Source organism: Pseudomonas sp. 24 E 13, from assembly GCF_900004715.1.
GTDB classification, from domain to species: Bacteria; Pseudomonadota; Gammaproteobacteria; order Pseudomonadales; family Pseudomonadaceae; genus Aquipseudomonas; species Aquipseudomonas orientalis_A.
Genome location: NZ_CVTO01000086.1, coordinates 24,949 through 44,776, shown reverse-complemented (window position 1 = coordinate 44,776; position 19,828 = coordinate 24,949). Strand labels below are relative to the sequence as shown.

Genomic DNA, 19,828 nt, shown 5'->3' with positions numbered 1-19,828 from the left:
AGCTTGCTCGCGAAGAACTCACAGGCACCGCGTACATCCAGGCTTCACGCGTTATCGTTGAGGTTTTTTGCGAGCAAGCTCGCTCCTGCACACTTAATGAGGAGCCACCATGAGCCTGCCCAATCCCGCCGAACTGATCAGTCAGATGGCGTTACGCCTCAACGCGCACCTGGAACACCGTGGCATCAGCGAGCCGCGCTTCATTGGCATCCGCACCGGCGGTGTGTGGGTGGCCCAGGCCTTGCTGGAAGCGCTGGGCAGTGATTCGCCCCTGGGTACGCTGGATGTGTCCTTCTACCGTGACGATTTCAGCCAGAACGGCCTGCACCCGCAAGTGCAACCCTCGGCGCTGCCGTTCGAGGTTGAAGGCCAGCACCTGGTGCTGATCGACGACGTGCTGATGAGCGGTCGTACCATCCGCGCGGCCATGAATGAATTGTTCGACTACGGCCGCCCGGCCAGTATCACGCTGGTATGCCTGCTGGACCTGGACGCCGGCGAATTGCCGATCAGCCCGGATGTGGTCGGCGCGACACTGTCCCTGGAAGCCCACCAACGGGTAAAATTGTCCGGTCCCACGCCGCTCGAACTCGAACTGCAAGACCTTGCCCTTTAAACCGCCTTGTACAGAGTCCCCGCGATGACGCCTCTAGATGCCAAGCGCCCGCTGCAGCTCAATGCTCAGGGCCAGTTGCAACACTTCCTGTCCCTCGATGGTTTGCCCCGCGAACTGCTCACCGAAATCCTCGACACCGCCGACTCGTTCCTCGAAGTCGGTGGCCGGGCGGTGAAGAAGGTCCCGCTGCTGCGCGGCAAGACCATCTGCAACGTGTTCTTCGAGAACTCTACGCGCACCCGCACCACCTTTGAACTGGCGGCCCAGCGGCTGTCGGCTGACGTGATCACGCTGAACGTGTCCACCTCGTCGGCCAGCAAAGGCGAAACCCTGCTCGACACCCTGCGCAACCTGGAAGCCATGGCCGCCGACATGTTCGTGGTGCGCCACGGTGACTCCGGCGCCGCGCACTTCATCGCCGAACACGTGTGCCCGAATGTGGCAATCATCAACGGCGGCGACGGTCGCCACGCCCACCCGACCCAGGGCATGCTCGACATGCTCACCATCCGTCGGCACAAGGGCGGCTTTGAAAACCTCTCGGTGGCCATCGTCGGTGACATCCTGCACTCGCGGGTTGCGCGCTCGAACATGCTGGCCCTCAAAGCCCTGGGCTGCCCGGACATCCGCGTGATCGCCCCGAAAACCCTGCTGCCCATCGGCATCGAGCAGTACGGCGTGAAGGTCTACACCAACATGGCAGAAGGCCTCAAGGATGTGGACGTGGTGATCATGCTGCGCCTGCAACGCGAACGCATGGCCGGCGGCCTGCTGCCGAGCGAGGGCGAATTCTATCGCCTGTTCGGCCTGACCACCGCGCGCCTGGCCGGCGCCAAGCCGGATGCCATCGTGATGCACCCGGGCCCGATCAACCGAGGGGTGGAAATCGAATCGGCGGTCGCCGACGGCCCGCAATCGGTGATTCTCAATCAGGTGACCTACGGCATCGCCATCCGCATGGCCGTGCTGTCCATGGCCATGAGCGGGCAAACCGCGCAACGTCAATTCGAGCAGGAGAACGCCCAGTGAAGCTCAGCATTCTCGGCGCCCGAGTCATCGATCCGGCCAGCGGCCTGGATCAAGTCACCGACCTTCACCTGGACGCGGGCAAGATTATCGCCATCGGGGCCGCGCCCGCAGGCTTCAGCGCAGTCGAAAGCATCGACGCCAAAGGCCTGGTCGCCGCGCCCGGGCTGGTGGACCTCAACGTCGCCCTGCGTGAGCCGGGCTACAGTCGCAAAGGCAACATCACCAGCGAAACCCGCGCCGCCGCCGCCGGTGGCGTGACCAGCCTGTGCTGCCCGCCGAACACCAAGCCAGTCCTGGACACCTCGGCGGTCACCGAGCTGATCCTCGACCGCGCCCGTGAAGCGGGCAACTGCAAAGTGTTCCCTGTGGGCGCGCTGAGCAAAGGCCTGGAGGGCGAGCAGTTGGCTGAGCTGATCGCCTTGCGCGACGCCGGTTGCGTGGCGTTCAGCAACGGCCTGGAGAGCTTTCGCAGCACGCGCACCCTGTGCCGGGCCCTGGAATACGCGGCCACGTTCGACCTGACGGTGATCTTTCATTCCCAGGACCGCGACCTGGCTGAAGGCGGCCTGGCCCATGAAGGCGCGGTGGCCAGCTTCCTCGGCTTGCCGGGCATCCCGGAAACCGCAGAAACCGTGGCCCTGGCCCGTGACCTGTTGCTGGTGGAACAAAGCGGCGTACGCGCGCATTTCAGCCAGTTGACCAGTGCCCGCGGCGTCGCGCTGATCGCCCAGGCCCAGGCCCGTGGCTTGCCGGTGACGGCGGACGTGGCGTTGTACCAGTTGATCCTGACCGATGAGGCGCTGATTGACTTCTCCAGCCTGTACCACGTGCAACCGCCGCTGCGTACCCTGGCCGACCGTGAAGGTTTGCGTGCGGCGGTGAAGTCAGGCGTGGTCTCGGCGATCTCCAGCCATCACCAGCCCCACGAACGCGATGCCAAGCTGGCGCCGTTCGGCGCCACCGAGCCCGGCATCAGCAGCGTCGAGTTGCTGCTGCCGCTGGCAATGACCTTGGTGGAGGATGGCCTGCTGGACCTGCCTACGCTGCTGGCACGCCTGAGCGCCGGCCCGGCCGAGGCCTTGCGCCTGCCGGCGGGTAAGTTGGCGGTGGGTTCGGCGGCGGATCTGGTGCTGTTCGACCCGGCCAGTTCCACCGTTGCCGGGGAACACTGGCTGTCCAGGGGCGAAAACTGCCCGTTTATTGGTCACAGCCTGCCGGCCACGGTGCGCTACACCCTGATGGATGGGCGGATCAGCTACCAGGCTTGAAGCGGGCACGGTAAAAAAATGTGGGAGGGGGCTTGCCCCCGATGGCGGAGTGTCAGCTACCAAATCTATTGGCTGACACACTGCAATCGGGGGCAAGCCCCCTCCCACATGTGGTTCTCTATTTGGCCGGGAGATCAGCGCCCGCCATTGCGCTCGGCATTGCGGAGCGAAACCTGGCTGTTCAATGTCCAGAAGTCATACAGCACCCCAATCAGGAACAAACCGCCGGTCAGCAAGTAGATCAGGCCGGTGATCCATTTGCCCTGGTACATCCGGTGCACGCCGAACACGCCCAGAAACGCCAACAGAATCCAGGCCACGTTGTATTCGATCGGCCCGGCGGTAAAACGCAGGTCGGCTTCACGGTCCATGGCCGGGATCAGGAACAGGTCGATCAGCCAGCCAATACCCAGCAGGCCGAAGGTGAAAAACCAGATCGTCCCGGTGACCGGCTTGCCGTAATAGAAGCGATGCGCGCCGGTGAAACCGAAAATCCATAGCAGGTAACCGATCACCTTGCTGTGGGTGTCTTGCTGCGAAGCAACCTGTTGATAGGTGTTCATGAAGGACCTCTTTTCACTCAATAGATAAATTTGTTCATTTTTTTTGTGACTTTTTTACGGGCGCCCGACGCACGGTAAATGGTATCGTTCTGCCCTCAAACCCTTATGCCACCTGACTTGTGTCGGACAATTGCGGCTAATCGTCGCGTTTTTTCCGAATTTGACCCCAAGGTTCAGTCGACAAACGGCCTGAGAACAGCACAAAAAGCTGTTATAAAGTTGCGCGCAAACCCATATGAGCCACGCCTAATGCGACCATTTATCAAGACATGGCTAACCATTTGCCTATTAATGCCACTGGCCGCCCACGCCACCAATCGTGAGCAACGTCTTCCAAACGTTAACGGTTTTACCCCTAAAGTCCATAGCACACCCAGCACCGCCAAATCGGCAAAGCCCACCGTCAGCCGCCCGACTCAACTGAGCAAGGCCCACGGCAAAGTGCTTTCCACCCAGTTGGCCGTGAACACCAAGCAGAGCAGCAATGTCCTCAGCCGCGCCGTGAACGTGCTCGGTACTCCTTATCGTTGGGGCGGCAGCAGCCCAAGTAAAGGGTTCGACTGCAGCGGCCTGGTAAAATATGCGTTCAACGACGTCAAGGCGGTGGATTTACCGCGTACGTCCAACGCCATGGCGGCCGGCCACGGCTTGAAAGTTGATCGCAAAGACCTGAAGCCGGGCGATTTGCTGTTCTTCAAGCTCAAGAGCCGCCAGGTCAACCACGTTGCCATCTACCTGGGTAACGACCGCTTTATCCACGCGCCGCGTCGTGGCAAGTCGGTGAGCATCGATACACTGAAAAAGCCGTTCTGGGACAAGAACTACGTGATCGCCAAGCGGGTGCTGCCCAAAGAGCAGAACAACACCCTGCGGATCGTGCAGCGCTGATTCGAGGCTGAAATGCAGTAAATGTGGGAGGGGGCTTGCCCCCGATGGCAGAGTATTAGTCAACAGATTCATTGGCTGATACACCGCTATCGGGGGCAAGCCCCCTCCCACATTTGGTTTCATTGTTTGCTGAATCTCAAATGTCTGCCGGCACCCTCGCCTTCCCTCGCGCCTCCTCTTGGCTGATCAGCCCCTCGCTCACCAGCGCCTTCAAGCTCATATCCAGCGTTTTCATCCCCAGCGCCCCGCCGGTCTGGATCGCCGAGACCATCTGCGCCACTTTGTCTTCACGGATGAGATTACGAATGGCCGGCGTGCCCAGCATGATTTCGTGAGCCGCGACACGTCCGCCGCCGATCTTCCTGACCAGCACCTGGGACACCACCGCCTGCAGCGACTCCGACAGCATCGAGCGGACCATGGCCTTTTCCCCGCCCGGGAACACGTCCACCAGCCGGTCTACCGTCTTTGCCGCCGAAGTGGTGTGCAGGGTGCCGAATACCAGATGCCCCGTCTCAGCGGCCGTCAGCGCCAGGCGGATGGTTTCCAAGTCACGTAGCTCGCCCACCAGGATGACGTCCGGGTCTTCGCGCAATGCCGAGCGCAGCGCCACCGAGAAGCTGTGGGTATCGCGATGCACCTGCCGCTGGTTGATCAGCGCCATTTTCGGCCGGTGGATAAATTCGATGGGGTCTTCCAGCGTAAGGATGTGCTGGCGTCGATGCCGATTCAGATAATCGATCAGCGCCGCCAAGGTGGTGGACTTGCCCGAGCCGGTGGGCCCGGTCACCAGCACCAGGCCGCGCGGCAGCTGCGCGATACGCTGGAACACCTCACCCAGGCCAAGGCTTTCCAGGCTCTGGATGTCGCTGGGGATGGTGCGAAACACCGCCCCCACGCCCCGCGCCTGCTGGAACACATTCACGCGAAAGCGCGCCAAGCCGGGCAGTTCGAAGGCAAAGTCTGTTTCAAGAGATGTTTCGAAATCCTTTTGTTGGTGCTGGTTGAGCAAAGGGCTCAATAAATCCGCTACCTGCGACCCGGCCAGCACCGGGCCATCCAGCGGCCAGACCTCGCCATCGATGCGCAACATCGGCGCCAGGCCGGCCGACAGGTGCAGGTCGGAGGCGCCACGGCGCACGCTGGCCGTCAGTAATTCAGTGATATCCATAGGGCTTTCCATTTCCAGTAGAATGCCGCGGACTCCATATCCACGGGCGCAACTTGAATGTCGACGATAGCAGACAACATCGGCCTGGTTAGCCAGCGCATCCGCGCCGCCGCCGACGCCGTGCAGCGTGACGCAAGCGGCATCCACCTGCTGGCCGTGAGCAAGACCAAACCGGCGCAAGCGGTACGTGAAGCCTATGCCGCGGGGATGCATGATTTTGGTGAAAACTACCTGCAGGAAGCCCTGGGCAAACAGGCGCAATTATCCGACCTGCCCTTGAGTTGGCACTTCATCGGCCCCATTCAATCGAACAAGACTCGCGCGATCGCCGAGAACTTCGCCTGGGTGCATTCCGTGGACCGCCTGAAAATCGCACAACGCCTGTCCGAACAACGCCCTGCCGACCTGCCTGCGCTGAATATCTGCATTCAGGTCAATGTCAGTGGCGAAGCCAGCAAGTCCGGCTGTACGCCCGCCGACCTGCCGGCCCTGGCCAACGCCATCAGCGCCCTGCCGCGCCTGAAGCTGCGGGGCTTGATGGCGATCCCCGAACCGACTGAAGATCGCGCTGCGCAGGATGCCGCGTTCGCCACGGTGCGCGAGCTGCAAGGCAGCCTGAACCTGCCACTGGACACACTTTCCATGGGCATGAGCCACGACCTCGAGTCGGCCATCGCTCAAGGCGCCACCTGGGTGCGGATCGGTACCGCGCTGTTTGGCGCCCGTGACTACGGCCAGCCGTGAAATGGCTGACGTTCATTTAGCTAAGGACCTGTCATGAAAGACATGCGTATTGCCTTTATCGGCGCCGGTAACATGGCGGCCAGCCTGATCGGCGGCCTGCGGGCCAAGGGCCTGGACGCTGCGCAGATTCGCGCCAGCGACCCGGGCGCCGAGACCCGCGCCCGTGTCAGCGCCGAACACGGCATTGAAACCTTTGCCGACAACGCCGAGGCCATCGAAGGCGTCGACGTGATCCTGCTGGCGGTCAAGCCCCAGGCCATGAAAGCCGTGTGCGAAAGCCTGCGCCCGAGCCTGCAGGCCCATCAACTGGTGGTGTCCATCGCGGCCGGCATCACCTGCGCCAGCATGAACAACTGGCTCGGCGCCCAACCGATCGTTCGCTGCATGCCGAATACCCCGTCGTTATTGCGCCAGGGCGTGAGCGGTTTGTACGCCACCGCCGAAGTCAGCGCCGCGCAGCGTGATCAAGCCCAGCAACTGTTATCCGCCGTGGGCATCGCCCTGTGGCTCGAACAGGAGCAGCAACTGGACGCGGTCACCGCCGTTTCCGGCAGTGGCCCGGCGTACTTCTTCCTGTTGATCGAAGCCATGACCGCCGCCGGGGTGAAACTGGGCCTGCCCGCCGACGTTGCCGAGCAACTGGCCGAGCAGACCGCCCTGGGCGCCGCGAAGATGGCGGTGTCCAGCGAGGTGGATGCGGCCGAGTTGCGCCGTCGCGTAACGTCTCCGGGCGGCACCACGCAAGCCGCCATCGAATCGTTCCAGGCCGGGGGCTTTGAAGCCCTGGTGGAAAAAGCACTGGGTGCTGCGGCACATCGTTCAGCCGAGATGGCCGAACAACTGGGCAAATAGTCGTCCCTTACCAAGGTAATCAAACATGCTCGGAATCAATGACGCTGCCGTCTTCATCATCCAGACCCTGGGCAGCCTGTACCTGCTGATCGTGCTGATGCGCTTTATCCTGCAACTGGTGCGGGCGAACTTCTACAACCCGCTGTGCCAGTTCGTGGTCAAGGCCACCCAACCCCTGCTCAAGCCGCTGCGCCGCGTGATCCCGAGCCTGTTCGGGCTGGACATGTCGTCGCTGGTACTGGCACTGCTGCTGCAGATTCTGCTGTTTGTGGTGATCCTGATGCTCAACGGCTACCAGGCCTTTACGGTGCTGCTGCTGCCATGGGCGCTGATCGGCATTTTCTCGCTGTTTTTGAAGATCATCTTCTGGTCGATGATCATCAGCGTGATCCTCTCCTGGGTCGCACCGGGCAGCCGCAGCCCGGGTGCCGAGCTGGTGTATCAGATCACCGAGCCCGTATTGGCACCATTCCGTCGCCTGATCCCGAACCTGGGCGGGCTGGATATCTCGCCGATCTTCGCGTTTATCGCGATCCAGCTGATTCAGAGCTGGGTGATTCCGCGTCTGGCGTTCTATGCGTTCATGCCTAAAGAGCTGTTCGGCCTGATCTGACCGCATGATCGTTCCCACGCTCTGCGTGGGAATGCCTCTTGGGACGCTCTGCGTCCCCCCATGCGGGGTGCGACGCGGAGCGTCATCGGCTGCATTCCCACGCGGAGCGTGGGAACGATCAATGCGCGCAGACCATTGCTTGCCGCTGGGTCCCCCGCTCTTTAGACTTACGCCTCATTTAAACGAGAGCAGGGTCGATGCCAACTGCCTTCCCCCCCGATTCCGTTGGACTGGTCGTGCCCCAAGTGGCGCACTTCAGCGAACCGCTGGCCCTGGCCTGTGGCCGCTCGCTGCCAGCCTACGACCTGATCTACGAAACCTACGGCCAATTGAACGCCACGGCGAGCAACGCCGTGCTGATCTGCCACGCGTTGTCCGGCCACCATCACGCCGCAGGCTTCCACAGCGTCGACGAGCGCAAGCCCGGCTGGTGGGACAGCTGCATCGGTCCCGGCAAACCTATCGACACCCATAAGTTCTTTGTAGTCAGCCTGAACAACCTCGGCGGCTGCAACGGCTCCACCGGCCCCAGCAGCCTCAACCCGGAAACCGGCAAGCCGTTCGGCGCCGACTTCCCGGTGCTGACCGTGGAAGACTGGGTGCACAGCCAGGCGCGTCTGGCGGACCTGCTCGGCATCAACCAGTGGGCGGCCGTGATCGGCGGCAGCCTGGGCGGCATGCAAGCCCTGCAATGGACCATCACCTACCCGGATCGCGTGCGTCATTGCCTGGCTATCGCCTCGGCCCCCAAGTTGTCGGCGCAGAACATTGCCTTCAACGAAGTAGCGCGCCAGGCCATCCTCACCGACCCCGAGTTCCACGGTGGTTCGTTCCAGGAAGCCGGCGTGATCCCCAAGCGCGGCCTGATGCTGGCACGGATGGTCGGGCACATTACCTACCTGTCCGATGATTCCATGGGCGAAAAATTCGGCCGTGGGCTCAAGAGCGAAAAGCTCAACTACGACTTCCACAGCGTCGAGTTCCAGGTGGAAAGCTACCTGCGTTATCAGGGCGAGGAGTTCTCCGGGCGTTTCGACGCCAACACCTACTTGCTGATGACCAAGGCGCTGGACTACTTCGACCCGGCCGCGAACCATGACGACGACCTGGCGAAAACCTTCGAGCACGCCACGGCCAAGTTCTGCGTGATGTCATTCACCACCGACTGGCGCTTCTCACCGGCGCGCTCCCGTGAGCTGGTGGACGCCCTGATGGCCGCCAAGAAAGACGTCTGCTACCTGGAGATCGATGCGCCGCAGGGCCACGACGCCTTCCTGATTCCGATCCCCCGTTATCTGCAGGCGTTCAGCAATTACATGAACCGAATCGCGCTTATATGAATTGCTTACGCTTTTGGAGAACGCCATGAGAGCCGACCTGGAAATCATCCAAGACTGGATCCCCGCCGGCAGCCGCGTGCTCGACCTGGGCTGCGGTGATGGCGAGTTGCTGAGCTGGCTGCGCGACAACAAGCAAGTCACCGGCTACGGCCTGGAAAACGACCCGGACAACATCGCCCAATGCGTGGCCAAGGGCATCAACGTGATCGAGCAGGACCTGGACAAGGGCCTGGGCAACTTTGCCAGCAACAGCTTCGACATCGTGGTGATGACCCAGGCCCTGCAAGCGGTGCACTACCCGGACCGTATCCTCGATGAAATGCTGCGGGTCGGCCGCCAGTGCATCATCACCTTCCCCAACTTCGGTCACTGGCGCTGCCGCTGGTACCTGGCCACCAAAGGCCGCATGCCGGTGTCGGATTTCCTGCCGTACACCTGGTACAACACGCCGAACATCCACTTTTGCACCTTCGAAGACTTCGAAGCCCTGTGTGGCGAGCGTGAAGCCAAGGTCATCAACCGCCTTGCCGTCGATCAACAGCACCGCCACGGCTGGGCGAGTAAGCTATGGCCCAACCTGTTGGGCGAAATTGGTATCTACCGGGTCAGCAGTCCTGGCCTGACCGACCACAAGATTGCCGTCTAATCATTATCAAGAGGGACGCTCATGAATCGTCTGGCTGTTTTTCTACTGACCGCCTGCCTGGGCGCCAACGCCATGGCTGCGGACGCTATCGACGCTAACCGCAAAAAAGACTTCGGCGATATCACCGTTCATTACAACACCTTCACCTCCAGCTTCCTGCCACCCGAGACCGCCCAGAACGTCGGCATCGTGCGCAGCAAGGAAAAGGGCTTGATCAATGTGACCGTGATCAAGGGCGTCACCCCGGTCGCAGCCCAGGTAACCGGTACCATCAAGGACCTGGGCGGCAAGAGCGAAATCCTCACCTTCAAGCAAATCGAAGAGAAAGGCGGCATCAGCTACCTCGCGCCCTACTCGGTGACGCAACGGGAATACAAGACGTTCACCATCAACGTTGAAACCGGTGGCAAGGCCCATGGTTTCCAATTCAACCAAGAACTGTTCCCGGCCGAATGATGAACCTTACCCAACTCGTACTGGCCAGCCACAACGCCGGCAAACTCAAGGAACTGCAGGCCATGCTCGGTGAGTCCGTGCAACTGCGCTCCATTGGCGAGTTCAGCCAGGTAGAGCCGGAGGAAACCGGCCTGTCGTTCGTCGAGAACGCCATCCTCAAGGCACGCAACGCTGCACGGATCTCCGGCCTGCCGGCTTTGGCGGATGATTCGGGCCTGGCGGTGGATTTCCTCGGCGGCGCGCCGGGCATCTATTCCGCACGCTACGCCGATGGCAAGGGCGACGCGGCTAACAACGCCAAGCTGCTCGACGCCCTCAAGGACGTGCCCGATGCCGACCGTGGCGCGCAGTTCGTCTGCGTGCTGGCGCTGGTGCGGCACGCCGATGACCCGCTGCCGATCCTGTGCGAAGGCTTGTGGCACGGTCGCATTCTGCATGCGGCCAGCGGTGAGCATGGCTTTGGCTATGACCCGCTGTTCTGGGTACCGGAGCGCAACGTCTCCAGCGCCGAACTGAGCCCGGCCGACAAGAACCAGATCAGCCACCGCGCCCGCGCCATGGCATTGCTGCGCCAGCGTCTGGGCCTGAAATGACCCAGAACACCTCTGCGCAGCCGCTGATCCACGGTGGCGCGCAAACACCCCGGGCGGCTCTGCAGGTGCTGCCGCCCCTGGCGCTGTACATTCACATTCCGTGGTGCGTGCGCAAATGCCCGTATTGCGACTTCAACTCCCATACCGCAAGCAACGTGCTGCCGGAAGAAGAGTACGTGGACGCCCTGCTGGCGGACCTCGACCAGGACCTGCACGCCGTTTACGGCCGAGCGCTGAGTTCGATCTTCTTTGGCGGCGGCACCCCCAGCCTGTTCAGCGCCGCAGCCTTGGGGCGCCTGCTCGAAGGCGTGCAAGCGCGCATCCCGTTTGCCGACGATATCGAGATCACCCTGGAAGCCAACCCGGGCACCTTTGAACAAGAGAAGTTCGTCGCTTATCGCAAGCTGGGGATCAATCGCCTGTCCATCGGCATCCAGAGCTTCCAGCAGGAAAAACTCGAGGCGCTGGGTCGCATTCATAATGGCGACGAAGCCGTACGTGCAGCGGATATGGCACGCCAGGCCGGGTTCGACAACTTCAACCTGGACCTGATGCACGGCTTGCCCAACCAATCCCTGGACGATGCGTTGGGCGACCTGCGCCAAGCCATTGCGCTCAAGCCGACGCACCTGTCCTGGTACCAGCTGACCCTGGAACCCAATACCGTCTTCTGGAACCAGCCGCCCGCGCTGCCCGAAGACGATACGCTGTGGGATATCCAGGAAGCCGGCCAGGCGCTGCTTGCCGAGCACGGTTACGCACAATACGAAGTGTCGGCCTACGCCCAACCGGGGCGGCCGGCGCGGCATAACCTCAATTACTGGAGCTTTGGCGATTTCATCGGTATCGGCGCCGGTGCCCATGGCAAGCTCAGCCACCCGGACGGGCGCATCGTGCGCACCTGGAAAACCCGCGCACCGAAGGACTACCTCAACCCGGCCAAAAGCTTCCAGGCCGGGGCGAAAGAGCTGACCAACGAAGAGCTGCCGTTCGAATTCCTGATGAACGCCCTGCGCCTCACCGAAGGGGTGGATGCCAGGCTCTATGCCGAGCGCACCGGGCTTGACCTGGCGAGCCTTGACGAAGGCCGCCGCGAGGCAGAACAAAGTGGCTTAATGCAGGTCGAACCGTCACGCCTGGCGGCGACCGACCGCGGGCAACTCTTTCTCAATGACCTGTTGCAGACGTTTTTGAGCTGACGCTTTTTAAGGAAATCAAATGGATCTGGTACTCGACCTGCTCGCCACCGTGTCCCGCTGGAGCCGTAGCAACCTGTCGGAAATCTCCCTGGCCCTGGTCGGCTGTCTGCTGGTGCTGTTCGGCGCCGATATCAAGGGCTGGGTCGAAGCTCGCCTGGGCAGCATCGCCGGTGCGTTGCGCGTGCCCTTGATGGCCCTGCTGTGCATGATCGGCAGCGGCGCGGCGCTGATCTATGCCACACCGTGGATTGTGCGGGGGCTGAGCCAGTTCAATAACTACAGCCTGGCGCCGGTTTTGGTGGTGGTGCTGGTGTTGATTGGCGTAGTCGCCGACCGCCGCTGACCTCAGCCCAACACAGATACCAATGTGGGAGGGGGCTTGCCCCCGATAGCAGTGGATCAGTCACATAGATGTCGACTGACACTCCGCTATCGGGGGCAAGCCCCCTCCCACATTTGATTGCATTTCAAGTCAGGGGTGAGTTAAGCCAGCTTCTCGAACTTCAAGTCCCACACCCCATGCCCCAACCGCTCGCCACGGCGTTCGAACTTGGTGATCGGGCGCTCCGCAGGGCGCGGTACGCATTTGCCGTCTTCGGCCAGGTTGCGGTAGCCGGGGGCGACGTTCATCACTTCCAGCATGTAGTCGGCATAGGGTTCCCAGTCGGTGGCCATGTGCAGGATGCCGCCCACTTTCAGCTTGCTGCGCACCAGTTCCGCGAAGGAAGCCTGGACGATGCGACGCTTGTGGTGACGGGCCTTGTGCCAGGGGTCGGGGAAGAACAGCATCAGCCGGTCGAGGCTGTTATCGGCGATGCAGCGGTTGAGCACTTCAATCGCGTCGCAATCGTAGACGCGCAGATTGGTCAGGCCCTGGGTCAGCACGCCGTTAAGCAACGCACCGACGCCTGGGCGGTGCACTTCCACACCGATGAAATCCTGATCCGGCGCGGCCGCCGCCATTTCCAGCAGGGAGTGCCCCATGCCAAAGCCGATTTCCAGGGAACGCGGGGCCGAACGGCCGAATACCTGGTCGTAATCCACCGGCGCGTCGGCCAACGGCAATACGAACAGCGGCGTGCCTTGCTCCAGGCCCTTTTGCTGGCCTTCGGTCATGCGGCCGGCGCGCATCACGAAGCTCTTGATGCGGCGGTGCTTGGACTCGTCGCCTGCTTCCAGGGTGTTCGGCGTTTCGTTTGATTCAGTCATCAATAGCTCTTACTTGATCAGACCATCCAGCGGCGAAGAGGCGCTGGCATAGAGTTTTTTCGGCATGCGCCCGGCGAGATAGGCCAGGCGGCCCGCGACGATTGCATGGTGCATGGCCTGGGCCATCATGATCGGTTGCTGGGCATGGGCGATGGCCGAGTTCATCAGCACCGCGTCGCAGCCCAGTTCCATGGCGATGGTGGCGTCGGAGGCCGTGCCCACGCCCGCGTCCACCAGCACCGGGATCTTGGCTTCTTCAAGGATGATCTGCAGGTTGTACGGATTGCAGATACCCAGGCCGGAGCCGATCAGGCCGGCCAGCGGCATCACCGCGATACAGCCGATTTCCGCCAGCTGGCGCGCGATGATCGGGTCATCGCTGGTGTAGACCATCACGTCAAAGCCTTCCTTGACCAGAGTCTCGGCAGCCTTGAGGGTTTCGATCACATTCGGGAACAGGGTTTTCTGGTCGGCCAGCACTTCCAGCTTCACCAGGTTGTGACCGTCGAGCAGCTCGCGGGCCAGGCGACAGGTGCGCACGGCCTCGATGGCGTCATAGCACCCGGCGGTGTTCGGCAAAAAGGTGTAACGGTCCGGCGACAGCACTTCAAGCAGGTTCGGCTCGCCCGCGATCTGGCCGAGGTTGGTACGGCGCACGGCGAAGGTAACGATTTCGGCGCCCGAGGCTTCGATGGCCAGACGGGTTTCTTCCATGTCGCGGTACTTGCCGGTGCCAACCAGCAGACGGGACTGGTAGGTACGACCGGCCAGGACAAAGGGCTTGTCGCTACGAACGATGCTCATGGGAAATCCTCGTAATGGGGTGAGGTTCTGCAGAATGCGTTACCGCCGGCGCGACTAGCCGCCGCCGATGGCGTGGACCACTTCGACCTGGTCACCCTCGCTGAGCGCGGTGCCTTCGTGCTGGCTGCGCGGGACGATATCCAGGTTGAGCTCCACTGCGACACGACGCCCGGTCAAATCCAGGCGGGTCAGCAGGGCCGCAACGGTTTCACCGTCGGGCAGTTCAAGGGGTTCGCCGTTCAACTGAATGCGCATGCCACGGGCCGCCATCGTTTTTAGGGGCCGGCATTCTAACGCGATTGGCACCTGAAGGTCAGCTCCAGGCGTCAAGCGGTCAAACCTGCAAGCGCCACGCCGTCAAGCCCAGGAAGAACCAGCCGAGCAGGAAGGCCAGGCCGCCAAATGGGGTGATGATGCCCAGTTTGCTGATGCCGGTCATGGTCAACACATACAGGCTGCCGGAGAACAGCAAAATACCGACGACAAACGAAATGCCCGCCCAGGTGACCAGTCGGCCGGGAATATGCGCGGCCAGCAGGGCCACCCCAAACAAGGCCAGGGCGTGCACCAGTTGATAGGTCACGCCGGTGTGGAAGATCGCCAGGTAATCGGCGCTCAGGCGGTTCTTCAGGCCGTGGGCGGCGAAGGCGCCCAGGGCGACACCGGTGAAACCGAAAAAGGCAGCCAGCATCAGAAAGCTACGCAGCATGAGGAACTCCAGTCAGACTCATCGGGCAGGGTCTGTATAATGGCCCGCTCAACGGGTTCGGCCAAGCCATCTCTATGCTGCGTATCTTCTTCAAACGCTTTCTCAACGTGGTGAAATGGTTCGCCATCGGCAGTGTGCTGCTGGTGCTGCTGTTTCGCGTCGTACCGCCGCCGTTCACCGCGCTGATGGTGGAACGCAAGATCGAATCGTGGATCGACGGCGAGCCCATTGACCTGCAGCGCAGCTGGGTGCCGTGGGACGAGATTTCCGATGACCTCAAAGTGGCGGTGATGGCCGGTGAAGACCAGCGTTTCCCGCAGCACTGGGGCTTTGACTTTGGCGCCATCCAGGCAGCGATCGTGCACAACGAACGTGGCGGTTCGATCCGGGGCGCCAGTACATTGAGCCAGCAGGTGTCGAAGAACCTGTTCCTGTGGGCCGGCCGCAGCTATCTGCGCAAGGGCCTGGAGGCCTGGTTTACCGGGTTGATCGAAGTGCTATGGCCCAAGCAGCGCATTCTTGAGGTGTACCTCAACAGCGTGGAGTGGGATGAGGGCGTGTTTGGCGCAGAGGCGGCGGCGCGGCATCACTTTGGCGTGAGCGCCAAGGGGCTGTCACGGCAACAGGCCAGCTATCTGGCAGCGGTGTTGCCTAACCCGCGAGTCTGGAGTGCCAGCCACCCGACCGCCTATGTAGCGCGGCGGGCGGCGTGGATTCGCCAGCAGATGAGTCAGTTGGGTGGCGATGGCTACCTGCTTGAGCTGAACAACGCCCGCAAGGCCCCCTGGTCCAACTGACACAATACAAAACAACTGTGGGAGGGGGCTTGCCCCCGATAGCGATGGACCAGTCACTGTATGTAATGACTGACACTCTGCTATCGGGGGCAAGCCCCCTCCCACATTTTTTACCCAGTGCTGCCAGTAGCGTTAGGCAGCGATCGACAACTTCAGCTTGTTCATCGCGCTTTTCTCAAGCTGACGAATCCGCTCGGCCGACACGTTGTACTTCTGCGCCAGGTCGTGCAGCGTGGCTTTTTCTTCCGCCAGCCAGCGCTGGTAGAGAATGTCACGGCTGCGGTCGTCCAGCACTTCCAGCGCTTCGTGCAGGTTGTGATTGGAGTTGTCGCTCCAGTCGGCATCTTCCAGTTGACGCGCCGGGTCGTACCGGTGGTCTTCCAGATAGTTGGCCGGCGATTGGAAGGCGCTGTCGTCGTCTGCCTCGGCAGCCGGGTCGAAGGCCATGTCATGGCCGGTCAGGCGACTTTCCATCTCGCGCACTTCACGGGGCTCCACGCCGAGGCTTTCGGCCACGCGGTGGACTTCCTCGTTGTTCAGCCACGCCAGGCGTTTCTTCTGGCTGCGCAGGTTGAAGAACAGCTTGCGCTGGGCCTTGGTGGTCGCCACTTTCACGATGCGCCAGTTGCGCAGGATGAACTCGTGGATTTCCGCCTTGATCCAGTGCACGGCAAACGACACCAGGCGCACACCCATCTCGGGGTTGAAACGCTTTACAGCCTTCATCAGGCCGACGTTGCCTTCCTGGATCAGGTCAGCCTGGGCCAGGCCGTAGCCGCTATAGCTACGGGCGATATGTACGACAAAACGCAGGTGGGCGAGCACCATCTGCCGAGCCGCCCCCAAATCCTGCTCATAGTAGAGACTCTCGGCCAGTTCACGCTCCTGCTCGGGCGTCAGCAACGGAATGCTGTTTACCGTGTGCACATAGGCTTCCAGGTTCGCACCCGGGACCAAGGCATAAGCAGGTTGCAAAGAAGTGGTCATACGAAAAAACCTCCGACTCACATAACTCGTGCAGTTCAGCACTGCGAAAATTGACCGGGGAACCGTAGGACAAGTTCCCTAAACTGCTGACAAGGTCAATACAAACGAAACTACATTACCCTGACATTAACTACTTCGGTGCCAGCTCACGTAAATGCCGTGCGACCGCAATCCACGCACCGATATACCCCAACAGCACCGCGCCAAGCAAGAGGCTCAGGCCATCGGCCACCGGCACGCCGGCCAGGGCAAAATCGCTGCCGTACAAGCCGGCCAGCCCGATAACCGCATCGTTCAGCCAGTCCAGGCCAAAAGCCAGCAATCCCCAGGACAAAACCCCGGCACCGAAGCCATAAAGCGCGCCCATGTACAGAAAAGGACGACGCACATAGCTGTCCGTGCCGCCGACCAGTTTAATCACTTCTATCTCGGTGCGGCGGTTTTCAATATGAAGACGAATGGTATTACCTATCACCAAAAGTAATGCAGACACCAGCAACACCGTCAAACCGAACACGAAGCGGTCGCCCAGCTTGAGGATCGCGGCCAGGCGCTCTACCCAGACTAGATCAAGTTGCGCCTGTTGCACCTTGGGCATCTCTGCAAGTTTCTGGCGCAGGGCTTCCAGGGCCGGTTTGTCCACTTCGTCCGGCGTCACCAGCACCACGCCCGGCAACGGGTTCTGCGGCAGCTCCTTGAGCGCCTCGCCCAGGCCGGATTGTTGCTGGAACTCCTCAAGCGCCTGGTCGCGGCTGATGTATTCGGCCTCCGCCACGCCCGGCATGTTCTTGATTTCGTCGCGCAGCGCTTCGCCTTGCTGGGTGCTGGCATCCAGGTTCAGGTACAGCGAAATCTGCGCTGCGCGCTGCCAGGAACCGCCCAGGCGCTCGACATTGTTGAGCAGCAACGACAAGCCCATCGGCAGGCTCAGGGCCACGGCCATCACCAGGCAGGTGAAAAAGCTGCCGATCGGCTGCTTGCCCAGGCGGCGCAGACTGTCGAGCAAGCTGGCGCGGTGACTTTCGATCCAGGCACGCAACAGGGTGCCGAAGTCCGGACCGTCGTCATCGTCGCGTTTTTTCTTTTTCGGTTGCGGGTCGGCCGGTTTCGGCGCCACGCGTTCGGATACTTTAGGACTGCGTGTCGCACTCATACGCCGGCCTCCCCGTCGCCGATCAGGCGGCCGCGTTGCAGGGTCAGCATGCGGTGACGCATACGGGCAATCAGGGCCAGGTCGTGGCTGGCGATCAATACGCTGGTGCCCAGGCGATTGATGTCTTCGAACACCCCCATGATCTCGGCCGCCAGGCGCGGGTCGAGGTTACCGGTGGGTTCGTCCGCCAGCAGCAAGGCCGGACGGTGGACGATGGCGCGGGCGATACCCACGCGCTGTTGCTGGCCGGTGGACAGGTCGCCGGGGTAGAGGTCGGTCTTGTCCGACAACGCCACGCGCTCCAGGGCCGAATCCACCCGCTTGACGATCTCGGCCTTGGACAGCCCGAGGATCTGCAGGGGCAAGGCGATGTTGTTGAATACCGTGCGATCGAACAGCAACTGGTGGTTCTGGAACACTACGCCGATCTGACGGCGCAGGAAGGGGATCTGCGCATTGCTGATGGTGGCCAGGTCCTGGCCCGCCAGCAACAGCTTGCCGGTGGTGGGACGCTCCATCGCCAGCAGCAGACGCAACAAGGTGCTCTTACCGGCGCCGGAGTGACCGGTGACGAACAAAAACTCGCCCCGCCGTACTCGAAAGCTCAGCTCATGCAAGCCCACATGCCCGTTGGCGTAGCGTTTACCGACCTGTTCGAATCGAATCATGAACGCTCCCGCTCGGCAAACAGTGCCTGTACAAAGGGTTCGGCTTCAAAGGTGCGCAGGTCGTCGATGCCTTCACCGACGCCGATGTAACGAATCGGCAACCCGAACTGTTTGGCCAGGGCGAAAATCACACCGCCCTTGGCCGTGCCGTCCAGCTTGGTCAAGGCCAGGCCGGTCAGTTGCACCGTCTGGTTGAATTGCTTGGCCTGGCTGATGGCGTTCTGGCCGGTACCGGCGTCGAGCACCAGCAGCACTTCATGGGGGGCATCGGCGTCGAGCTTGCCGATCACGCGGCGGACTTTCTTCAGCTCTTCCATCAAGTTGTCTTTGGTGTGCAGGCGACCGGCGGTGTCGGCGATCAACACATCGATGTTACGGGCCTTGGCGGCCTGCACGGCATCGAAGATCACCGAAGCGGAGTCGGCCCCCGTGTGCTGGGCGATCACCGGGATCTTGTTGCGCTCACCCCACACTTGCAGCTGCTCGACGGCAGCGGCACGGAAGGTGTCGCCGGCGGCGAGCATGACTTTCTTGCCCTCACCCTGCAGCTTTTTGGCCAGCTTGCCGATGGTGGTGGTCTTGCCGGCGCCGTTGACGCCCACGACCAGGATCACGAAAGGCTTCTTCGGCGTAATCACCAGCGGCGCTTCAACCGGTTTAAGCATGGCGGCCAGCTCGGCCTGCAGAGACTTGTACAACGCGTCGGCGTCGGTCAACTGCTTGCGCGCGACTTTCTGGGTCAGGCTCTGGATGATCACGGCGGTGGCTTCGACGCCCACGTCTGCGGTAAGCAGGCGGGTTTCAATGTCTTCCAGCAGCTCGTCATCGATGGTCTTTTTGCCGAGGAACAGGCTGGCCATGCCTTCGCCGATACTGGCGCTGGTTTTGCTCAGGCCCTGCTTGAGGCGGGCGAAGAAGCCGGTTTTACTGGTTTCGGCGGGTGCGGCGGGCTCTTCGATGACCGCAGGCACGGCAGCTACAGCTGGCACTTGAGCAGGGATTTCAGCAGGCATTTCGACTGCTGGGGGCGCCGTGACGACAACCTCTACCGGCGGCGCCACAGGAATGGGCGGCGTCACGTGTTCAGCCTGCACATCCTCAACCAGTGCCACCGGCTCCTCGGCTACCGGCAGCTCCAGCCACGGTTTGTGCTCGGGTTCAGGTTCAGGCGCAGGTTCTGCCTCGACCACCGGCTGCAACACCGGCTCCGCGATAGGCAACACCACCGGTGCCGGCGTTTCGGCAACCGGTTCGGCTTCTACTATAGGCTCAGGGGTAGGTTCGGGTTGAACCTGCGGCTGTTCGACGACGGTTTCCTGCGGTTTTTTGCGCAGCCATCCGAACAGGCCTTTCTTCTCGCCAGCCGCAGCTGGGGTCTTCTTGTCGTCGTTGGAACCAAACATGGAGACGGCTATCTCAAGGTAGCGACGCGCCAAGGGGCGCTTCGGTAAATAAAATTCGATGCGTAACAGACTGTTTTTTAGCCAGCTCGTTCATGCGCAACATTTTGAAGGCCTAAATAG

At 61.7% G+C, this 19,828-nt stretch carries 24 protein-coding genes; 14 read left to right on the top strand and 10 right to left on the bottom strand.

Features of this window, described 5'->3' with window-relative positions; genetic code table 11:
- Positions 1 to 109: 109 nt before the first annotated feature.
- From pyrR to BFP90_RS05155, 3 genes are read left to right on the top strand one after another with little or no spacing between them, the layout of a single operon-like run.
- Positions 110 to 616 (top strand): bifunctional pyr operon transcriptional regulator/uracil phosphoribosyltransferase PyrR, encoded by a 507-nt coding sequence (pyrR, locus tag BFP90_RS05165; protein ID WP_065891571.1) that lies wholly within the window; start codon positions 110 to 112, stop codon positions 614 to 616.
- Positions 617 to 640: 24 nt separating this feature from the next.
- Positions 641 to 1,645 (top strand): aspartate carbamoyltransferase catalytic subunit, encoded by a 1,005-nt coding sequence (locus BFP90_RS05160; RefSeq protein WP_057723520.1) that lies wholly within the window; start codon positions 641 to 643, stop codon positions 1,643 to 1,645.
- Complete coding sequence (locus BFP90_RS05155; protein WP_065891572.1) at positions 1,642 to 2,913, top strand: dihydroorotase; 1,272 nt, start codon at positions 1,642 to 1,644, stop codon at positions 2,911 to 2,913. The genes BFP90_RS05160 and BFP90_RS05155 overlap by 4 nt, the downstream gene beginning before the upstream one ends.
- A 134-nt stretch (positions 2,914 to 3,047) precedes the next feature.
- Here the strand turns inward: BFP90_RS05155 and BFP90_RS05150 are convergent, their stop codons facing one another.
- A complete protein-coding gene (locus tag BFP90_RS05150) occupies positions 3,048 to 3,476 on the bottom strand; it encodes an NINE protein (protein WP_065896144.1) in 429 nt (142 codons plus the stop codon).
- A gap of 249 nt (positions 3,477 to 3,725) precedes the next feature.
- On the opposite strand from BFP90_RS05150, the gene BFP90_RS05145 reads away from it, so the two are divergent.
- Positions 3,726 to 4,364 carry a C40 family peptidase gene (locus tag BFP90_RS05145; RefSeq protein WP_065885353.1) on the top strand — a complete coding sequence of 213 codons (639 nt, stop codon included), beginning with the start codon at positions 3,726 to 3,728 and terminating at the stop codon, positions 4,362 to 4,364.
- A gap of 136 nt (positions 4,365 to 4,500) precedes the next feature.
- On the opposite strand, the gene BFP90_RS05140 is transcribed toward BFP90_RS05145, so the two are convergent.
- Entirely contained in the window at positions 4,501 to 5,535 is a 1,035-nt protein-coding gene (locus tag BFP90_RS05140) for a type IV pilus twitching motility protein PilT (RefSeq protein ID WP_065896143.1), read from the bottom strand.
- Positions 5,536 to 5,592: 57 nt separating this feature from the next.
- Between BFP90_RS05140 and BFP90_RS05135 the strand changes: the two genes are divergently transcribed.
- From BFP90_RS05135 to BFP90_RS05095, 9 genes are all read left to right on the top strand, one after another.
- Positions 5,593 to 6,279 (top strand): YggS family pyridoxal phosphate-dependent enzyme, encoded by a 687-nt coding sequence (locus tag BFP90_RS05135; protein WP_065885351.1) that lies wholly within the window; start codon positions 5,593 to 5,595, stop codon positions 6,277 to 6,279.
- A 33-nt stretch (positions 6,280 to 6,312) separates the two neighbouring features.
- The gene (gene proC / locus BFP90_RS05130; protein ID WP_065885350.1) at positions 6,313 to 7,131 is read left to right on the top strand and encodes a pyrroline-5-carboxylate reductase; all 819 of its coding nucleotides are present in this window, start codon (positions 6,313 to 6,315) and stop codon (positions 7,129 to 7,131) included.
- A 25-nt stretch (positions 7,132 to 7,156) separates the two neighbouring features.
- The gene (locus BFP90_RS05125; protein WP_057723513.1) at positions 7,157 to 7,744 is read left to right on the top strand and encodes a YggT family protein; all 588 of its coding nucleotides are present in this window, start codon (positions 7,157 to 7,159) and stop codon (positions 7,742 to 7,744) included.
- A 197-nt stretch (positions 7,745 to 7,941) separates the two neighbouring features.
- A complete protein-coding gene (locus BFP90_RS05120; RefSeq protein ID WP_065891575.1) occupies positions 7,942 to 9,084 on the top strand; it encodes a homoserine O-succinyltransferase MetX in 1,143 nt (380 codons plus the stop codon).
- 25 nt (positions 9,085 to 9,109) lie between these two features.
- The gene (gene metW / locus BFP90_RS05115) at positions 9,110 to 9,730 is read left to right on the top strand and encodes a methionine biosynthesis protein MetW (RefSeq protein ID WP_016972957.1); all 621 of its coding nucleotides are present in this window, start codon (positions 9,110 to 9,112) and stop codon (positions 9,728 to 9,730) included.
- 21 nt (positions 9,731 to 9,751) lie between these two features.
- Positions 9,752 to 10,186, top strand: a complete 435-nt coding sequence (locus BFP90_RS05110) for a DUF4426 domain-containing protein (RefSeq protein WP_065891576.1) — start codon at positions 9,752 to 9,754, stop codon at positions 10,184 to 10,186.
- A complete protein-coding gene (rdgB, locus tag BFP90_RS05105; RefSeq protein WP_065891577.1) occupies positions 10,183 to 10,779 on the top strand; it encodes an RdgB/HAM1 family non-canonical purine NTP pyrophosphatase in 597 nt (198 codons plus the stop codon). The genes BFP90_RS05110 and rdgB overlap by 4 nt, the downstream gene beginning before the upstream one ends.
- Positions 10,776 to 11,978 carry a radical SAM family heme chaperone HemW gene (gene hemW, locus BFP90_RS05100; RefSeq protein WP_065896142.1) on the top strand — a complete coding sequence of 401 codons (1,203 nt, stop codon included), beginning with the start codon at positions 10,776 to 10,778 and terminating at the stop codon, positions 11,976 to 11,978. The genes rdgB and hemW overlap by 4 nt, the downstream gene beginning before the upstream one ends.
- 19 nt (positions 11,979 to 11,997) lie before the next feature.
- Complete coding sequence (locus tag BFP90_RS05095; RefSeq protein WP_003176691.1) at positions 11,998 to 12,321, top strand: DUF3392 domain-containing protein; 324 nt, start codon at positions 11,998 to 12,000, stop codon at positions 12,319 to 12,321.
- 140 nt (positions 12,322 to 12,461) lie between these two features.
- On the opposite strand, the gene trmB is transcribed toward BFP90_RS05095, so the two are convergent.
- The 4 genes from trmB to BFP90_RS05075 form a co-directional block, all read right to left on the bottom strand.
- The gene (gene trmB / locus BFP90_RS05090; RefSeq protein WP_065885346.1) at positions 12,462 to 13,187 is read right to left on the bottom strand and encodes a tRNA (guanosine(46)-N7)-methyltransferase TrmB; all 726 of its coding nucleotides are present in this window, start codon (positions 13,185 to 13,187) and stop codon (positions 12,462 to 12,464) included.
- A gap of 9 nt (positions 13,188 to 13,196) precedes the next feature.
- The gene (locus tag BFP90_RS05085; RefSeq protein WP_065896141.1) at positions 13,197 to 13,991 is read right to left on the bottom strand and encodes a thiazole synthase; all 795 of its coding nucleotides are present in this window, start codon (positions 13,989 to 13,991) and stop codon (positions 13,197 to 13,199) included.
- A 54-nt stretch (positions 13,992 to 14,045) separates the two neighbouring features.
- Complete coding sequence (gene thiS / locus BFP90_RS05080; protein WP_065885539.1) at positions 14,046 to 14,246, bottom strand: sulfur carrier protein ThiS; 201 nt, start codon at positions 14,244 to 14,246, stop codon at positions 14,046 to 14,048.
- Between the two features lie 79 nt (positions 14,247 to 14,325).
- The gene (locus tag BFP90_RS05075) at positions 14,326 to 14,700 is read right to left on the bottom strand and encodes a DUF423 domain-containing protein (protein WP_065891580.1); all 375 of its coding nucleotides are present in this window, start codon (positions 14,698 to 14,700) and stop codon (positions 14,326 to 14,328) included.
- 74 nt (positions 14,701 to 14,774) lie between these two features.
- Here BFP90_RS05075 and mtgA point away from each other — a divergent pair, with 74 nt between their 5' ends.
- Positions 14,775 to 15,497 (top strand): monofunctional biosynthetic peptidoglycan transglycosylase, encoded by a 723-nt coding sequence (gene mtgA, locus BFP90_RS05070; RefSeq protein ID WP_065891581.1) that lies wholly within the window; start codon positions 14,775 to 14,777, stop codon positions 15,495 to 15,497.
- 132 nt (positions 15,498 to 15,629) lie between these two features.
- On the opposite strand, the gene rpoH is transcribed toward mtgA, so the two are convergent.
- From rpoH to ftsY, 4 genes are all read right to left on the bottom strand, one after another.
- Positions 15,630 to 16,484 carry an RNA polymerase sigma factor RpoH gene (gene rpoH, locus BFP90_RS05065; protein ID WP_003176698.1) on the bottom strand — a complete coding sequence of 285 codons (855 nt, stop codon included), beginning with the start codon at positions 16,482 to 16,484 and terminating at the stop codon, positions 15,630 to 15,632.
- A 130-nt stretch (positions 16,485 to 16,614) separates the two neighbouring features.
- On the bottom strand, positions 16,615 to 17,637 hold the full coding sequence (gene ftsX / locus BFP90_RS05060; RefSeq protein ID WP_065885342.1) for a permease-like cell division protein FtsX: 1,023 nt from the start codon (positions 17,635 to 17,637) through the stop codon (positions 16,615 to 16,617).
- Entirely contained in the window at positions 17,634 to 18,305 is a 672-nt protein-coding gene (ftsE, locus tag BFP90_RS05055) for a cell division ATP-binding protein FtsE (RefSeq protein WP_003213784.1), read from the bottom strand. Before ftsE ends, ftsX begins: the two co-directional genes overlap by 4 nt.
- Positions 18,302 to 19,708 (bottom strand): signal recognition particle-docking protein FtsY, encoded by a 1,407-nt coding sequence (gene ftsY, locus BFP90_RS05050; protein WP_065891582.1) that lies wholly within the window; start codon positions 19,706 to 19,708, stop codon positions 18,302 to 18,304. The genes ftsE and ftsY overlap by 4 nt, the downstream gene beginning before the upstream one ends.
- Between the last annotated feature and the right edge of the window lie 120 nt (positions 19,709 to 19,828).

Excerpts from the sequence above, each read along its gene's own strand:
- BFP90_RS05075 (WP_065891580.1), bottom strand. The coding sequence starts at position 14,700 with ATGCTGCGTAGCTTTCTGATGCTGGCTGCCTTTTTCGGTTTCACCGGT.
- thiS (WP_065885539.1), bottom strand. The coding sequence starts at position 14,246 with ATGCGCATTCAGTTGAACGGCGAACCCCTTGAACTGCCCGACGGTGAA.
- ftsE (WP_003213784.1), bottom strand. The coding sequence starts at position 18,305 with ATGATTCGATTCGAACAGGTCGGTAAACGCTACGCCAACGGGCATGTG.
- BFP90_RS05125 (WP_057723513.1), top strand. The coding sequence starts at position 7,157 with ATGCTCGGAATCAATGACGCTGCCGTCTTCATCATCCAGACCCTGGGC.
- pyrR (WP_065891571.1), top strand. The coding sequence starts at position 110 with ATGAGCCTGCCCAATCCCGCCGAACTGATCAGTCAGATGGCGTTACGC.
- mtgA (WP_065891581.1), top strand. The coding sequence starts at position 14,775 with ATGCTGCGTATCTTCTTCAAACGCTTTCTCAACGTGGTGAAATGGTTC.
- BFP90_RS05120 (WP_065891575.1), top strand. The coding sequence starts at position 7,942 with ATGCCAACTGCCTTCCCCCCCGATTCCGTTGGACTGGTCGTGCCCCAA.
- metW (WP_016972957.1), top strand. The coding sequence starts at position 9,110 with ATGAGAGCCGACCTGGAAATCATCCAAGACTGGATCCCCGCCGGCAGC.
- BFP90_RS05135 (WP_065885351.1), top strand. The coding sequence starts at position 5,593 with ATGTCGACGATAGCAGACAACATCGGCCTGGTTAGCCAGCGCATCCGC.
- BFP90_RS05145 (WP_065885353.1), top strand. The coding sequence starts at position 3,726 with ATGCGACCATTTATCAAGACATGGCTAACCATTTGCCTATTAATGCCA.
- BFP90_RS05140 (WP_065896143.1), bottom strand. The coding sequence starts at position 5,535 with ATGGATATCACTGAATTACTGACGGCCAGCGTGCGCCGTGGCGCCTCC.
- hemW (WP_065896142.1), top strand. The coding sequence starts at position 10,776 with ATGACCCAGAACACCTCTGCGCAGCCGCTGATCCACGGTGGCGCGCAA.
- BFP90_RS05095 (WP_003176691.1), top strand. The coding sequence starts at position 11,998 with ATGGATCTGGTACTCGACCTGCTCGCCACCGTGTCCCGCTGGAGCCGT.
- ftsX (WP_065885342.1), bottom strand. The coding sequence starts at position 17,637 with ATGAGTGCGACACGCAGTCCTAAAGTATCCGAACGCGTGGCGCCGAAA.
- BFP90_RS05150 (WP_065896144.1), bottom strand. The coding sequence starts at position 3,476 with ATGAACACCTATCAACAGGTTGCTTCGCAGCAAGACACCCACAGCAAG.
- rpoH (WP_003176698.1), bottom strand. The coding sequence starts at position 16,484 with ATGACCACTTCTTTGCAACCTGCTTATGCCTTGGTCCCGGGTGCGAAC.
- trmB (WP_065885346.1), bottom strand. The coding sequence starts at position 13,187 with ATGACTGAATCAAACGAAACGCCGAACACCCTGGAAGCAGGCGACGAG.
- proC (WP_065885350.1), top strand. The coding sequence starts at position 6,313 with ATGAAAGACATGCGTATTGCCTTTATCGGCGCCGGTAACATGGCGGCC.
- BFP90_RS05110 (WP_065891576.1), top strand. The coding sequence starts at position 9,752 with ATGAATCGTCTGGCTGTTTTTCTACTGACCGCCTGCCTGGGCGCCAAC.
- BFP90_RS05085 (WP_065896141.1), bottom strand. The coding sequence starts at position 13,991 with ATGAGCATCGTTCGTAGCGACAAGCCCTTTGTCCTGGCCGGTCGTACC.
- ftsY (WP_065891582.1), bottom strand. The coding sequence starts at position 19,708 with ATGTTTGGTTCCAACGACGACAAGAAGACCCCAGCTGCGGCTGGCGAG.
- rdgB (WP_065891577.1), top strand. The coding sequence starts at position 10,183 with ATGATGAACCTTACCCAACTCGTACTGGCCAGCCACAACGCCGGCAAA.
- BFP90_RS05160 (WP_057723520.1), top strand. The coding sequence starts at position 641 with ATGACGCCTCTAGATGCCAAGCGCCCGCTGCAGCTCAATGCTCAGGGC.